The following is a 14,370-nucleotide window of genomic DNA, read 5'->3' as shown; positions in this document are numbered from 1 at the left end:
ATAGCTTACCTCTGGAAAGGGGACTGGCTGGCCAGATCCTGCAAACAAACGACGCTGCGCTCCTGACTGAGCAGGACAGCAAGGGCGGCAGTACCGGCTGTGGCGCCAGCCAGGGTGGTGTAGTAGGTGAGGCCCATCTGTAGGGCGGCGCGACGAATACTGAAGGAGTCGCGCACCGATTGGCGCTCATCGACGGTGTTGATGATGATCTGCACCTTACCATTCTTGATCGCATCGACGATGTGCGGACGCCCCTCGGTCACCTTGTTGACCGCGGCGACACGGAGACCCGCACGTTCGAGATGCTGGGCCGTGCCCCGGGTAGCGAGCAGAGAAAAGCCGAGGCCGTGCAATTCGCGGGCGACCGGGATGATGCCTTCCTTATCGGCGTCGCGCACGCTCAAAAACACCGTGCCTTGCCGCGGAAAGTGCTCGCCGGCGGCGATCTGCGCCTTGAGGAAGGCCTCGCCAAAGCTGCTCCCGATACCCATCACCTCGCCGGTAGACTTCATCTCTGGGCCGAGAAGCACGTCTACCCCAGGAAATTTGAGGAAGGGAAAGACCGCTTCCTTGACGCTAAAGTGCTGCCCGAGGGTGATTTCTTCCACCCCCTGCTGGGCCAGCGTGTTGCCCGCCATGCAGCGCGCCGCAATCTTGGCCAGAGGGATGCCTGCCGCCTTGGAAACGAAGGGCACCGTGCGCGACGCACGGGGATTCACCTCTAGGACGTAGATATCCGATCCTTGCACGGCAAACTGACAGTTCATCAATCCGACCACCCCTAGGGCCTTGCCCAGAGCTTCGGTCTGCTGCCGCAATTGGCTCTGTATGGCGCTCGGCAGCGAGTAGGGCGGCAGGCAGCAGGCCGAGTCCCCGCTGTGCACGCCCGCCTGCTCGATATGCTCCATGATTCCGGCCACCAGTACGCGTTCCCCATCGGCAACGGCGTCGATGTCGACTTCCAGGGCGTTGTTCAGGAAGCGATCAAGCAGCACCGGCTGATCTTCGGACACCCGTACCGCTTCCTGCATGTAGCGCTCCAGGTCATCCTCGGCATAGACGATGCGCATGGCGCGGCCGCCGAGCACGTAGGAGGGCCGCACGACCAAGGGGTACCCGAGGGAGCGCGCATGGGCAAGGGCCTCGGTGCCGCTGCGGGCGATGGCATTTTCCGGTTGGCGCAATTGCAGGCGCTGCAACAGTTGTTGGAAGCGTTCGCGGTCTTCCGCCAGATCGATGGAGTCCGGGCTGGTGCCGATGATCGGTACGCCTGCCGCCGAAAGATCGTTGGCGAGTTTGAGTGGGGTCTGCCCACCAAACTGGACGATGACCCCTTCGGGCTTTTCGATCTGCACGATTTCCAGCACATCTTCCAGGGTGAGTGGCTCGAAATAGAGGCGATCGGAGGTGTCGTAATCGGTGGAGACCGTCTCAGGGTTGCAGTTGACCATGATCGTTTCGTAGCCATCCTCGCGCATAGCCATGGCCGCATGCACGCAGCAATAGTCGAACTCGATCCCTTGGCCGATCCGATTAGGTCCGCCGCCCAGGATCATGATCTTTTTGCGCTCGCTGGGCTGCGCCTCGCACTCGTCCTCGTAGGTGGAGTAGAGGTACGGGGTAGGCGAATGGAACTCGGCGGCACAGGTATCTACCCGCTTATACACGGGACGGATGCCCAGCTTGTGACGATGTTCGCGCAATGCTGCCTCGCGACAGCCGAGGAGCTGCGCCAGGCGTCGGTCAGAAAAACCCATCCGCTTCAGACGCCGTAGCTCCGCTTTATCCAGACTTGCCACGGCACGACCACGCAGGTCATTTTCCATGTTCAGCAGCTCGGCGATTTGCTCGAGGAACCACGGATCGATCTGCGTCAGTTCGTGAATGCGCGGAAGCGTCCAGCCGAGGCGGAAGGCGTCTGCCGTCTGCCAGAGGCGTTCGGGACCCGGGTTGCGCAGGGCCTGCTCGATCTGCGCGGTAGTCCAGTTTTTGGTATCCAGTTCATTCAGCCCGTCCATCCCGGTTTCCAGGCCGCGCAAGGCCTTTTGCAGCGACTCCTGGAAACTGCGCCCCATGGCCATGACTTCCCCGACCGACTTCATCTGGGTGGTCAGGTGCGGGTCGGCCTCGGGAAATTTCTCGAAGGCAAAGCGTGGGATCTTGGTCACTACATAGTCGATACTGGGCTCGAAACTGGCCGGGGTGGCCTGGGTGATGTCGTTGCGCAGTTCGTCCAGGGTATAGCCCAGGGCCAGTTTGGCGGCGACCTTGGCAATCGGGAAGCCCGTTGCCTTCGATGCCAGGGCGGAAGAGCGCGAAACCCGAGGGTTCATTTCGATGACCAGCATCCGGCCATTGCGCGGATTGACGGCAAACTGCACGTTGGAGCCGCCGGTGTCGACGCCAATGCGCCGCAGCACGGCAATGGAGGCGTCGCGCATGGTCTGGTATTCGCGGTCGGTGAGGGTCTGGGCTGGGGCCACGGTGATCGAATCGCCGGTATGCACGCCCATCGGGTCGATGTTTTCGATGGAGCAGATGATAATGCAATTGTCGGCGCGGTCGCGCACCACCTCCATCTCGAACTCTTTCCAACCGATCACCGATTCTTCGACGAGAATTTCATGGGTGGGACTGGCTTCCAGGCCACGCACCGCGATTTCCTCAAATTCTTCACGGTTGTAGGCCACACCACCGCCGGTGCCACCAAGGGTGAAGGAAGGCCGAATGATGACCGGGTAACCAATGGTATCGGCAATTTCCCGGCCCTCATCGAGCTGATGCGCGAAGGCGGAGCGGGCAACCTCGAGGCCGATTTCCTCCATGGCCTTTTTGAAGAGACCGCGATCCTCGGCCTCGCGGATGGCGGAAATGCTGGCACCAATCAATTGCACGCCAAAGCGGTCGAGGACCCCCTCGCGGTGCAAATCGAGGGCACAATTGAGCGCCGTCTGCCCGCCCATAGTGGGCAACAGGGCGTCGGGCCGTTCGCGCTCGATGATGCGCGCCACCGTCTCCCACTCCACCGGCTCGATGTAGACGGCATCTGCGGTCTGCGGATCGGTCATAATGGTGGCTGGATTGGAATTGACCAGAATCACCCGGCAGCCTTCTTCGCGCAGGGCCTTGCAGGCCTGCACGCCGGAATAATCGAATTCGCAGGCCTGACCTATGACAATGGGGCCAGCACCGATGATCAGTACACTGCGCAGATCCTCACGCCGGGGCATGGCTTTTCCTTGTGGCAAAACTGGCGACAAATTCATCAAAAATGATGCTGGCATCATGCGGGCCGGGGCCGGCTTCCGGATGCCCCTGGAAAGAGAAGGCGGGAAGATGGCGGTGACGCATCCCCTGCAGGCTGCCATCAAAGAGGGAGACGTGGGTGATCTCGACGCTGTCCGGCAAGGACTCCGCCGCCACCGCAAAGCCGTGGTTCTGGCTGGTGATGAGGACGCGACCATTGCGCAGATCACGGACCGGATGATTGGCGCCATGGTGCCCGAATTTCATCTTCTGCGTTTTGCCGCCCAGGGCGAGTCCGAGCAACTGATGGCCGAGACACAGACCGAAGGTAGGGATGCCCGCCTCGACGACTGCCCGCATCGTGTTCTGCGCTTGGGTCAGCACTGCAGGATCGCCCGGACCATTGCTGAACAGGACACCATCGGCGCCGACACCGAGGATTTCCGCGCTGCTGCTCTGCGGTGGCAACAAGGTCACGCGGCATCCACGGTCGGCGAGGAGACGCAGAATATTCCGCTTGGCACCAAAATCTACGACTACTACATGATGGGTCGTCGACGCCGATTCCTGGCTGACATAATCGTTTGCAGGGCTGGGGCTGCGGCGGGTCCACTCCTGCCGTTCGCCGGCGGTTACCTCGCCGATCAGATCGGCCCCTTCGAGGCCGGGAAAGGCGCGTGCTGCCGCCAGGACTTGCTCGATATCCAGGTCGTTACCCACGGCAATGGCCCCGTTCTGGGCGCCGTGTTCGCGCAAATGACGGGTCAGCGCGCGGGTATCGAATTCCGCCATGCCCGGAATGCCGTGACGCCGCAGATAAGTGTCGAGTTCTTCTTGCGCTCGCCAGTTGCTCGCTGCCCGCGGTAGGGTGCGCAGCAGGAGGCCGGCGCAAAAGATCTCGCGACCTTCGGCATCCTCCGAATTGATGCCGACATTGCCAATGTGAGGATAGGTCAGGGTGATGAGCTGCCCGCGGTAAGAAGGATCGGTAAGGATCTCCTGATACCCGGTCATCGCCGTATTGAAGCAGACCTCGCCCGCACGCAAGCCAGTAGCGCCGAATCCCGCGCCGTGAAAGATACGCCCATCGGCCAATGCCAGGACTGCGTCCAAATCCCACCCCAGGTTGCCAGAATTGAAGATGCAAAAATGGGAGGGCAGATGCCTCCCATGTATTCCAGACATTCTAAATAACCCTGCCCAACTGGGTCAAACTTCGGGAAAACTCCCAACGTGATTGAGTTGAGGGTAGAAAACTGCTTTACTCCCGCCATGAGCCTCGGTAATATGCCGCCCTCATGATTGCGGCGCACGTTTCTACCTTGCTGATTTCCCGAGTTTCCGAGGCGGGGGATCAGTTGCTTGGAGAGCCCGATTTTGCCCGCTGGGCCCGCTTGCTGCAAGCGGTGCAGCGGCTCGATTTGGTGACTGTGGATTTGCGCTTGCAACGGCGCGGTCGGGTATTGTTGGTCGACGGTGAGCTGCGGTTGCAGGGGCTGCTACGCTGTGAGCGCTGTCTGGGCGATATGCCCTGCGACATCCGCCAGGACGTGCGAGTGGGTGTGGCGGACACGGAAGGGGCCCTGGCAGCCATCGACGCCGAGCGCGAGCTGGTGATGGCTGCGGATGGAAAGTTAGCAGTTCAGGATTGGCTGGAGGAGGAGGCGTTATTGGCGCTCCCACTCCTGCCACGTTGTATGGAATGGTCATCCGGCATTTGTCCGGTGTCTGGAATCGAGGTGCCAAGCCTCGGTGCGAATCAGTAGTTTGTTGATGGAGAAGCGAGATCATGGCAGTTCCCCAGAGTAAAACCTCCAAATCCAAGCGCGACATGCGCCGCGCCCACGATTTCTTGACGGCAAGCAACCGGTCGACCTGCGATCACTGCGGAGCGAGCAAGCTGCCCCACCACGTCTGCCCGGAGTGTGGTCACTACAAAGGGCGCGAGATGGTGCGCAAATCCGTAGAAGCCTGAACGAATTCTCCGGTCTGAACTCCATTGCCGCAGATTGCCGTTGATGCCATGAGTGGCGACTCAGGACCGCGCACGGTCCTGCTCGCCCTCGCTGGCCTGGTGAAGGACTATCCAGATGTGCAGTTTCATCTGGTCGGAGATGAGGCGACTCTCCGCCGGGAACTGCAGCGCAGCCGCCTCAGGGATACGGAGCAGGTGCAGATCCGGCATGCCAGCCAAGTCGTCGGGATGGACGAGGCGCCCTCCCAGGCATTGCGCGGCAAGCGTGATTCGTCCATGCACGTGGCGATCGGTTTGTTGCGCGAGGGGCAGGTCGATGCGGTTGTCAGCGCGGGTAACACCGGTGCGCTCATGGCGTTGGGCAAGGTCTTCCTGCGTACTATCCCTGGGATCGACCGTCCGGCAATTGCCGCCTTTCTGCCTACCCGCAAGGGCCGGGTGCTGGCTCTCGATCTGGGAGCAAATGTGGACTGTCACCCGGAGCATCTGCTGCAGTTTGCGGTAATGGGGTCCATTCTTTTTGCACAGGTGACGGGAACGCAAAGGCCGCGGGTTGGGCTGCTCAACATCGGCTCGGAAGAAATCAAGGGTAACGAACTGGTGAAGGCTGCCAGTGCTTTGCTGCGGCAGAGTCATCTGAACTTCATTGGCAATGTGGAAGGCTCTCAGATATACCAAGACGGTTGTGATGTTCTGGTTTGCGATGGTTTCGTCGGCAATGTCTTCCTCAAGACCTCTGAAGGCCTGGCAGCCATGGTGCGGCAAGAACTCCGCGCCAGTTACACGCAGGGACTGTATGGGCGCATGGCCTATCTCATCAATCGACCTATCCTGCAAAAATTGCGACGCCGGCTCGATTCGCGGCAGTACAACGGTGCAACTTTGCTTGGCCTGAATGGCATCATCATCAAGAGTCATGGCAACGCCGATCGTCTGGCCTTTGCCCGTGCCGTGGAAGTGGCCATCGCCGAGGCCCGTCACCGCCTCACCTTGGAGATCGCCAAAGTGGTACAAGACGATTTGGCGCAAGTGATTCGTAACAGCGCCTGATGCCTAATTACAGTCAGTTGATTGCCACCGGTTCTTATCTGCCGGAAAGGGTGCTCGATAACCACGAGCTCAGCACCTGGGTGGACACGAGTGACGAATGGATCGTCGCGCGCACCGGGATTCATTCGCGACATCTGGCAGCGGAAGGGCAAGGCAGTGTCGACATGGCGACCCGTGCCGCCGAGCGCGCCCTTGCTGCTGCCGGGTTGCAAGCGACTGACATAGACCTGATCATCGTGGCGACCACGACGCCGGATCAGATTTTTCCGAGTACCGCCTGTCTGGTGCAGGCCCGCCTGGGCAACCAAGGGGCGGCCGCATTCGATGTGCAGGCGGTCTGTACCGGATTCATCTACGCATTGGCTACCGCCGACCAGTTTCTGCGCAGCGGTGCCGCGACAACGGCGCTGGTCATTGGCGTGGAAACCATGTCGCGCATCGTCGATTGGCAGGATCGCAGTACCTGCATCCTCTTTGGTGACGGCGCGGGTGCCGTGATTCTCAGGGCAGCGCAACAGCCCGGCATTCTTTCCACCCACCTGCATGCCGATGGGCGCTATGCCGAGCTGTTACAGGTGCCGCAAGCGGAGAGCCACTTGACGATGCAGGGCAATGCGGTATTTCGTATGGCTGTGCGCACGCTCGGCGACATTGTGCAGGAGACCCTCTCTGCCAATGGATTGCAGAGCAGCGATATCGACTGGCTGGTACCGCATCAAGCCAATATCCGCATCATCCAGGCCACCGCAGAAAAGCTCGCCTTGCCCATGGAGCGGGTGGTGGTAACGGTGGGCAAGCACGGCAACGTGTCGGCCGCCTCGGTACCTCTGGCGCTGGATCATGCCGTGCAACGCAATTGTTTCCGCCCGGGTCAGCTGCTGCTGCTGGAGGCCTTTGGCGGTGGTTTTACTTGGGGCTCGGCGCTGCTACGCTGGACCTGAGCGTACAGCCACCAACTTCGCATCAAGGAGACTATAGTGCAGGGTTCGATTGCCTTTGTTTTTCCGGGTCAAGGATCGCAGTCCATCGGCATGCTCGCCGCTATCAGTGCCAACCGCCCGGTGCTGCGAGAGATTTTTGCCGAGGCCTCTGACCTCTTGCATCGCGATCTCTGGCAGTTGGCGCAGGAAGGTCCGGTCGAGGAGCTGAATCAGACCCGCTGGACCCAACCGCTGATGCTCACTGCAGGCTATGCCATGTTCCGCGCCTGGGAGGAGGAGGGCGGCTCCAGTCCCGACTTCGTCGCCGGTCACTCCTTGGGCGAGTATACCGCCTTGGTGGTCGCCGGCAGTCTGGACTTTGCCGACGCCCTCCGGCTGGTTGCACGCCGCGGCGAACTGATGCAAAACGCCGTGCCCGAGGGCGAAGGGGCGATGGCTGCGGTTCTCGGGATCAGCGAAGAGGATCTGCGCGCGCTGTGTCAGCGCGAGGCGCAAGGCCAGGTCCTAGAGCTTGCGAATCTCAATGCGCCGGGGCAGATCGTTGTGGCCGGACAGCGCGCTGCCGTCGAGCGGCTCAGCGAGCGGGCCAAGGATGCCGGGGCGAAGAAGGTCGTGCTCTTGCCAGTCAGTGTCCCCAGTCACTGTTCGTTGATGACCGAGGCCGCCGAGCAGTTTGCCAGCGATCTCGCCAAGGTAGAATTCCGCAGTCCCAATGCGCTGCTGGTGCATAATGTGGACGCACAAAGTCATCGCGAGCCGGCGGCCATTCGCGAAGCACTGCGTCGGCAGATCTTTTCCCCGGTGCGCTGGACCGAGAGTATTCGCTTTCTGGCCCGGCAGGGGGCCACCACCTTTGTCGAGATGGGCCCGGGTAAGGTCCTGTCGGGGTTGGGCAAGCGCATCGAACCGAGTCTGCGCATGCTGTCTCTCGATGACGAGAAGAGTTTCGTCACCGCGTTGGAGGATCTCTGATGAGCCATGCGCTGGACGGGCAGGTGGTACTGATTACCGGCGGCAGCCGGGGCATTGGCGCCGCGCTGGTCGAAGAATTCCGCAGCCTCGGTGCCCAGGTTGCCGCCACCGCGACCAGTGCCGCAGGGGCAGAGGCCCTCTGTGAAAAACTGGGGGAGCGGGGGCGCGGCTATGTTCTCGATGTGACCGATGACGCCGCCATGGATGCCACGTTGGCGCAGATCCGGGCCGAGCTGGGGGCCCCCAGCGTCCTCGTGAACAATGCCGGGATCACCCGCGATCAGTTGCTCTTGCGTATGAAGGACGAGGACTGGGACCGGGTGCTGCAGACCAATCTGCGCGCAGTCTACCGCCTCAGTCGGCTCTGTGTGCGCGACATGATCAAGGCGCAATTTGGGCGCATCATCAGCATTACTTCGGTGGTGGGGATGATGGGGAACGCTGGGCAGAGCAATTACGCCGCTGCCAAGGCGGGGGTCATGGGCTTCAGCCGCGCCCTGGCGCGCGAGGTCGCGGCGCGCGGAGTCACCGTCAATTGTGTCGCCCCAGGTTTCATCGCCACCGATATGACCGCCGCCCTGAACGAGGCACAGCGTGAGCATTTATTACAGCAGATTCCCGCTGGTCGCCTGGGTAGTGGGCAGGATGTGGCCGCCGCCGTCGCCTTCCTGGCCTCTGCGCAAGCTAGCTATATCACCGGTGAAACCCTGCAGGTGAATGGCGGTTTGTGGATGGGATGATGCCTTTTTCCTTTACAGGACCGCGCCAGCTGTGGTCCAATTCCGCCGAAAATAATTTTTACCAACTGAGGAGTTTCTCCCATGGATGATATCGCAGCACGTGTAAAGAAAGTGGTCGTCGAGCAACTGGGTGTGAATGAAGATGAGGTCACCAACGAAGCGTCCTTCGCTGACGATCTGGGTGCCGATTCCCTCGACAACGTCGAGTTGGTGATGGCCCTCGAGGAAGAATTCGACTGCGAAATTCCCGACGAAGAGGCCGAAAAGATTTCTACGGTGCAGCAGGCCATCGACTACGTCAGCGCGCATCTGCCCAAGCAGGATGCCTGAGATCATTTCTCCGTTCGGTTTGGAGTGCCTGCGTTGAAAAGACGTGTCGTGGTTACCGGTTTGGGGATCGTTTCTCCGGTCGGGATTGGTCTGGCCGCCTCTTGGGACAGCATCGTCCACGGCCGCAGTGGCATTGCCCGGGTCACGCGCATCGATCCGGAGGCCTATGCCTCGCAGATCGCCGGTGAAGTGAAAGGCTTCGATGTCGGCCAGTATTTGCCCGTCAAAGAAGCCCGCAAAATGGAGTTGTTCATCCATTACGGCCTCGCCGCCAGCATGGAGGCAATGGAAGACTCGGGGCTCAAGATTACTCCGGAAATTGCCGAACGCGTCGGTGTTTCCATTGGCAGTGGTATTGGTGGCCTGCCAGGCATCGAGTCCGAGCATTCCGTGGTGACCGAGAATGGGCCACGGCGCATTTCCCCATTCTTCATCCCGCGCTGTATCGTCAACATGGTGTCTGGTCATGTATCGATACTGTATGGGGCGAAGGGCCCGAACATTGCCATGGCGACTGCCTGCTCGACTGCAACGCACTCCATCGGTGACGCGGCACGGCTCATCGAGTACGGTGATGCCGATGTGATGATCGCTGGTGGTGCGGAGGCTGCCATCAGTCCTCTCGGATTGGGAGGATTTTCTGCTGCCCGGGCGTTGTCGACCCGAAATGATGCTCCGGAGAAGGCGAGTCGCCCTTGGGACGAGGGGCGTGACGGCTTTGTCTTGGCTGAGGGTGCCGGCATTCTGGTTCTGGAAGAACTCGAGTTCGCACAACGCCGTGGCGCGAAAATCTATGCCGAGGTGGTGGGCTACGGGATGAGTGCTGATGCCTATCACATGACGCAACCCGCCAGTGGGGGCGAGGGAGCTGCGCGCTGCATGCAGGTAGCCCTACGCAATGCAGGCCTGCCAGCGGATGCCGTGGACTACATCAATGCTCATGGTACTTCGACGCCGCTGGGTGATCTGGCCGAAACCGAAGCGGTCAAAGCGGTATTTGGCGAGCACTCCAAGAGGCTCGCGATGAGTTCGACCAAGTCCATGACTGGGCACCTTCTCGGCGCCGCCGGTGGAATTGAAGCGGTCTTTACCACGCTGGCGATCCACAACGGTATCCTGCCGCCCACCATCAATCTGGAACAGCCGAGCGCGGGCTGTGATCTGGATTATGTCGCTAACGTGGCCCGGCAGCAGTCTATCGAGGTTGCGTTGAGTAATTCCTTCGGTTTTGGTGGTACCAACAGCACTCTCGTATTCCGCAAGTTCCACGACTGAGGACCTGTGACGGTCCTCGCCTGCAGTGTCGATGGCGTCTTCCAGGACCCTGCGTACTCGCTCCCCTTCGCACGTGCCCTACAGTATGGCGATGGACTCTTCGAGACCATCGCCGTCATTTCCTCGCAACCTTTATTTTGGCAGCAGCACCTGCATCGGCTGAGCCAGGGTGCCGCGGTTTTGGGAATTGCCGTCCCGGACGTTGCCACACTGCTGGCCCATTGGCAGGAACTGCTGGAGGGGTCCCCTCTTATTGCGACATCTCGGCGTCTGGTACTGAAGATCCTGTTGTTCCGCCGGGATGGCCAAGGCTACGCCACCCCGCGGGAGAGCACTGGACAGATCGTTTTCCTTCTGCAGGATTGGCCCACTCGATCCAAAACCTATTGGCAGGAGGGCATCTGCGCGGGTTTGTCCACGGTCCCCCTGCAATGCGGTGCGCCCTACTTGGCGCTCAAGTCTCTGAATCGTCTCAATCAAATCATGGCACGGCGCGCTTTGCCCGAGGGCTGGCAAGAGGCGCTACTCTGCGACCAACAGGGATACCTGCGCGAGGGTATCCAAAGCAACGTCCTCTGGCGTCGCGGGGACACGCTTTATACCCCGGATCTGCACGATGGCGGAATCCGTGGAATTCAACGGGATGCAATTCTACGCCAGGCGGAAGGCTGGGGACTTGCCGTACAGACCGTAAGAGAAACGCCAACTGCGCTGGCAGAGGCAGAAGAAATCCTCTTTTGTAACAGTCTGATTGGGTTCTGGCCGGTGCAAAGATGGCAAGATCGCAGTCTCCCCGGCGCTGCGGGTAGCTTGGCGCAGCGTCTGGCGGCTTGGCACCGTGAGCTGGGATTATTCCCGGAGGCAACGTGAGATCCTGGTTGCCACGCCTGGCCCTGCTTCTCCTCTTCACGATTTTCGCGCTGCTCGGCTGGGCACTATGGGGCCTCTACCGCCCCTTTGCGTTGCCAGCACCGGGGACGGAGGTACCCATCCGCTTGGGAGCCAGCGTTGATGCGAGTATTCGGGAGCTGCACAGAAAGGGTTTGTTGCCGAACCCCATGCTGTTCCGACTCCTCTGGCAGGTGGAGGGGCGCCCGCCTCTACACGCCGGCCTCTATAGGTTTCGCGGACGGGTGAGTATGGCAGAAGTGCTCGAGACCTTGCGGGCTGGGCGCTCGCGGCCGCTGCTGTTTACCATCGTACCCGGAATGAATCTGCCGCAGGTGCTGCAACAACTGGAGCACGCCCCCTATCTGGACGCCAAGGGGATCCCCAAGGCAGCACAATTGCCCAGATTGCTGGGACCGATGGCAGCCACACGACAGAATGCCGAGGGTTGCCTGCTGCCGCAGAGTTATCGCTACGTGCCCGGTGAACCGGCCCTGACTCTGCTGCGCCAGGCCGCCCAGGCCATGCAGCAGACCCTGCGGCAGTCGTGGGCGGAGCGTGCGCCCAATCTGCCACTGCACGGCCCCTATCAGGCGCTGATTCTGGCCTCCATTGTGCAACGTGAAGGTGCGCCGTTGGCGCAGCAACAACGCATTGCCGCCGTCTTTCTCAACCGCTTGCGGATAGGAATGCCGCTGCAATCCGACCCCACGGTAATCTATGCGCTGGGCAAGGCCTATGATGGTCATCTCCAGCCGGCGCAGATGCAGGTGCAAAGTCCGTATAATACCTATCTGCATAGTGGCCTGCCGCCAACTCCGATCGCCATGCCGTCGCAGCAGGCCCTGGCGGCGGTTCTGCACCCGGCGGTTGGCGATGACCTTTACTTCATCGCCAAGGGCAACGAATATCACTACTCAGCAGGGTTTGCGGAACATCAGCAGCAGATCCGACGCTACCTTCAGGCGGGTGTCAAAAATGACTAAGGAATCGGGATTTTTCATCACTCTCGAAGGGATAGAAGGGGCTGGCAAGAGTACCGTCCTGCCTTTCCTTGCCGAGCAGATCGAGGCACTCGGCTACACCGTGGAGCGCAGTCGTGAACCGGGTGGTGGGCCACTGGGTGAAGCCCTGCGCGCCATCTTTCTCAATCCTGACCTGCAACTGGATGTGGAAGAGGAGCTGCTGCTGCTCTATGCCGGACGGCGGGATCACCTGCGCAGTCGTATCCTGCCGGCGCTGGCGGCGGGCAAGGTCCTGCTCTGTGATCGTTACGAGGATTCGACTGTTGCCTATCAGGGTGGCGGGCGTGGGGTAGCCCTTGCGCGTATCGAGGAGCTTTCGCGCTGGGCCGGTATTTTGCGTCAGCCAGATCTGACGTTCTGGCTCGATATCGATCCCCAGGTTGCCGCTGAGCGCATTCGCGATCGTCGGCCCGATCGCATGGAACGAGAGAGCATCGACTTCTTCCGCCGGGCGCAAGCCGCTTTTGCGCAGCGGGCCATGGAGATGCCAAAGCGTTTTTACCGCATCGACGCCAGTCAGCCCCTGGCACAGGTCCAGGAGCAGCTACGGGAGGCTTTGCTGGCGCGGATACCCCCACGCCAATCGCATCATGGATAACGCAGCGATCTCCTATTTTAGCGCACCGGCCTGGCTGGGCTCGGATCGTGCTCGGGCGCTTCCGCAGTCGCTGCTGCTCGAGGCGGCGGCGGATAGCCTCGCGGCTGCGTGGTCGGAACGACTCGTGCGCCTCTGGCTTTGTCATCGGGCTGCTGAGGAGGCCTGCGGTAGTTGCCCTTCCTGTCAGTTGCTGGATGCGGGAAATCATCCAGACTACCTGAATCTGCAGGCAAGTAATGGCAAGACTCTGGGCATCGAGCAAATACGCGAAGCGTTGGACGTCCTGGCTTACACCCCGCAGTCTGGTCCCTTACGGGTGCTGCGGATCATCACTGCAGAACAGATGAGCATGGCAGCAGCCAATGCACTGCTCAAGGGTCTGGAAGAACCCCCGCTACGTGCCCGCATACTGTTGCTGAGCGCTGCACCTGTGCGACTTTTGCCGACCATTCGTTCGCGCTGCCAGCGCCTCGAGTCACCTCCGCATGAAGTTGACGCCTGTGCCCGTTATCTTCGCGCACAGGGAGTCGATGCTGCTGATGTGGACAACCTTGCCCAGCGCTATGCCGATCGCCCAGCGCGTGCTCTGGAACTCGTCAACAGCGGCGTCTGGCCAGAGCTGCAGGAGGCGCAGACGCAATTGCTCAGCAAAACACCGCGACTCGAGTTGTTATGGCGGCTGGTGGGGCAGTGGAGCAAGGAGGAAGAACGCGTCTTGTTGCTGCGAGAGTTGATGTTGGGCTTGTATACGCAAATTTTTCGACTACAACACGGTCTGGAAGCCCCTTTGTGGGCGCAAGCGCTTTCGACGCGGGCCGCGAGTCGGTCGCCAACGCAGTTATGGAAAGAGTGCCAGGCTTGGTTGCGTCTCGCTGTTGATCTGCGCCAGAATCTACAGATACCCATGCGTCTGGAGCGCCTGCTCTGGTGCTGGTTTTGGGGAGAAAGAGAAGAATGAGTACATTGGATTCCAGTGCCCGTGCGCTTTCGGTGGTACTGCGCGATGCCGAGTCGGTGCAGCGCTATTTTTTGCCGCAGGTACGAGGTGGAGGAATACTGATCGAAACCCCGAACCTGCTGCCCATGGGGACCGACGTGCTATTGATGATCACGTTGCCCGACAATGGCCAGCGTACCCCGCTGCAAGGTAAGGTGATCTGGATCATGCCCAAGGAAAACCGTGAAGGTCATCCGCCAGCCATCGGCATTCGTTTCACCAACGATCGTTCTGGAATCCTGACCCGTATCCAAAGCATCATTGCCAGCCTGCCCAAGGGACAGAAGCGCGAGATCCTGGCCTTCTAACCTCGATTGCTTGCATCGCGCAACT

At 60.7% G+C, this 14,370-nt stretch carries 15 protein-coding genes; 13 read left to right on the top strand and 2 right to left on the bottom strand.

Annotated elements, in window-relative coordinates:
- Positions 1–5: 5 nt before the first annotated feature.
- A complete protein-coding gene (gene carB, locus ACQAYK_RS08625; protein WP_215873212.1) occupies positions 6–3,230 on the bottom strand; it encodes a carbamoyl-phosphate synthase large subunit in 3,225 nt (1,074 codons plus the stop codon).
- Positions 3,217–4,359, bottom strand: a complete 1,143-nt coding sequence (carA, locus tag ACQAYK_RS08620; protein WP_226827422.1) for a glutamine-hydrolyzing carbamoyl-phosphate synthase small subunit — start codon at positions 4,357–4,359, stop codon at positions 3,217–3,219. Before carA ends, carB begins: the two co-directional genes overlap by 14 nt.
- A gap of 185 nt (positions 4,360–4,544) precedes the next feature.
- On the opposite strand from carA, the gene ACQAYK_RS08615 reads away from it, so the two are divergent.
- From ACQAYK_RS08615 to ACQAYK_RS08555, 13 genes are all read left to right on the top strand, one after another.
- Positions 4,545–5,012 carry a YceD family protein gene (locus tag ACQAYK_RS08615; RefSeq protein ID WP_215873214.1) on the top strand — a complete coding sequence of 156 codons (468 nt, stop codon included), beginning with the start codon at positions 4,545–4,547 and terminating at the stop codon, positions 5,010–5,012.
- A 23-nt stretch (positions 5,013–5,035) separates the two neighbouring features.
- Positions 5,036–5,221, top strand: a complete 186-nt coding sequence (rpmF, locus tag ACQAYK_RS08610; RefSeq protein WP_215873215.1) for a 50S ribosomal protein L32 — start codon at positions 5,036–5,038, stop codon at positions 5,219–5,221.
- Between the two features lie 24 nt (positions 5,222–5,245).
- Entirely contained in the window at positions 5,246–6,271 is a 1,026-nt protein-coding gene (gene plsX, locus ACQAYK_RS08605) for a phosphate acyltransferase PlsX (protein ID WP_215873216.1), read from the top strand.
- Positions 6,271–7,212, top strand: coding sequence for a beta-ketoacyl-ACP synthase III (locus ACQAYK_RS08600; RefSeq protein WP_215873217.1), 942 nt, complete (start codon positions 6,271–6,273; stop codon positions 7,210–7,212). Before plsX ends, ACQAYK_RS08600 begins: the two co-directional genes overlap by 1 nt.
- 36 nt (positions 7,213–7,248) lie before the next feature.
- Positions 7,249–8,184, top strand: coding sequence for an ACP S-malonyltransferase (gene fabD / locus ACQAYK_RS08595; RefSeq protein ID WP_215873218.1), 936 nt, complete (start codon positions 7,249–7,251; stop codon positions 8,182–8,184).
- Positions 8,184–8,924 carry a 3-oxoacyl-ACP reductase FabG gene (gene fabG, locus ACQAYK_RS08590; RefSeq protein WP_215873219.1) on the top strand — a complete coding sequence of 247 codons (741 nt, stop codon included), beginning with the start codon at positions 8,184–8,186 and terminating at the stop codon, positions 8,922–8,924. The genes fabD and fabG overlap by 1 nt, the downstream gene beginning before the upstream one ends.
- Before the next feature lie 81 nt (positions 8,925–9,005).
- On the top strand, positions 9,006–9,254 hold the full coding sequence (acpP, locus tag ACQAYK_RS08585) for an acyl carrier protein (protein WP_215873220.1): 249 nt from the start codon (positions 9,006–9,008) through the stop codon (positions 9,252–9,254).
- A gap of 33 nt (positions 9,255–9,287) precedes the next feature.
- Positions 9,288–10,529: a beta-ketoacyl-ACP synthase II gene (gene fabF, locus ACQAYK_RS08580; RefSeq protein ID WP_215873221.1), complete on the top strand. Its 1,242-nt coding sequence runs from the start codon at positions 9,288–9,290 to the stop codon at positions 10,527–10,529.
- Positions 10,530–10,535: 6 nt separating this feature from the next.
- Positions 10,536–11,399, top strand: coding sequence for an aminodeoxychorismate lyase (pabC, locus tag ACQAYK_RS08575; protein WP_215873222.1), 864 nt, complete (start codon positions 10,536–10,538; stop codon positions 11,397–11,399).
- Complete coding sequence (gene mltG, locus ACQAYK_RS08570) at positions 11,396–12,403, top strand: endolytic transglycosylase MltG (RefSeq protein ID WP_255789677.1); 1,008 nt, start codon at positions 11,396–11,398, stop codon at positions 12,401–12,403. The genes pabC and mltG overlap by 4 nt, the downstream gene beginning before the upstream one ends.
- Positions 12,396–13,040 carry a dTMP kinase gene (gene tmk / locus ACQAYK_RS08565; RefSeq protein WP_226827424.1) on the top strand — a complete coding sequence of 215 codons (645 nt, stop codon included), beginning with the start codon at positions 12,396–12,398 and terminating at the stop codon, positions 13,038–13,040. Before mltG ends, tmk begins: the two co-directional genes overlap by 8 nt.
- The gene (locus tag ACQAYK_RS08560; RefSeq protein ID WP_215873224.1) at positions 13,033–13,998 is read left to right on the top strand and encodes a DNA polymerase III subunit delta'; all 966 of its coding nucleotides are present in this window, start codon (positions 13,033–13,035) and stop codon (positions 13,996–13,998) included. Before tmk ends, ACQAYK_RS08560 begins: the two co-directional genes overlap by 8 nt.
- Complete coding sequence (locus ACQAYK_RS08555; protein WP_215873225.1) at positions 13,995–14,345, top strand: PilZ domain-containing protein; 351 nt, start codon at positions 13,995–13,997, stop codon at positions 14,343–14,345. The genes ACQAYK_RS08560 and ACQAYK_RS08555 overlap by 4 nt, the downstream gene beginning before the upstream one ends.
- The last annotated feature ends 25 nt before the right edge of the window (positions 14,346–14,370 follow it).

The sequence above is a fragment of the Acidithiobacillus sp. AC3 genome, assembly GCF_050261095.1.
Classification (GTDB): domain Bacteria; phylum Pseudomonadota; class Gammaproteobacteria; order Acidithiobacillales; family Acidithiobacillaceae; genus Igneacidithiobacillus; species Igneacidithiobacillus copahuensis.
Note: the sequence above shows the minus strand (reverse complement) of the source record. Positions and strands in the feature narration are given on the sequence as shown.

Coding starts and splice junctions, on each gene's coding strand:
- rpmF (WP_215873215.1), top strand. CDS start 5,036: ATGGCAGTTCCCCAGAGTAAAACCTCCAAATCCAAGCGCGACATGCGC.
- ACQAYK_RS08555 (WP_215873225.1), top strand. CDS start 13,995: ATGAGTACATTGGATTCCAGTGCCCGTGCGCTTTCGGTGGTACTGCGC.
- tmk (WP_226827424.1), top strand. CDS start 12,396: ATGACTAAGGAATCGGGATTTTTCATCACTCTCGAAGGGATAGAAGGG.
- fabG (WP_215873219.1), top strand. CDS start 8,184: ATGAGCCATGCGCTGGACGGGCAGGTGGTACTGATTACCGGCGGCAGC.
- ACQAYK_RS08560 (WP_215873224.1), top strand. CDS start 13,033: ATGGATAACGCAGCGATCTCCTATTTTAGCGCACCGGCCTGGCTGGGC.
- ACQAYK_RS08600 (WP_215873217.1), top strand. CDS start 6,271: ATGCCTAATTACAGTCAGTTGATTGCCACCGGTTCTTATCTGCCGGAA.
- carB (WP_215873212.1), bottom strand. CDS start 3,230: ATGCCCCGGCGTGAGGATCTGCGCAGTGTACTGATCATCGGTGCTGGC.
- ACQAYK_RS08615 (WP_215873214.1), top strand. CDS start 4,545: ATGATTGCGGCGCACGTTTCTACCTTGCTGATTTCCCGAGTTTCCGAG.
- acpP (WP_215873220.1), top strand. CDS start 9,006: ATGGATGATATCGCAGCACGTGTAAAGAAAGTGGTCGTCGAGCAACTG.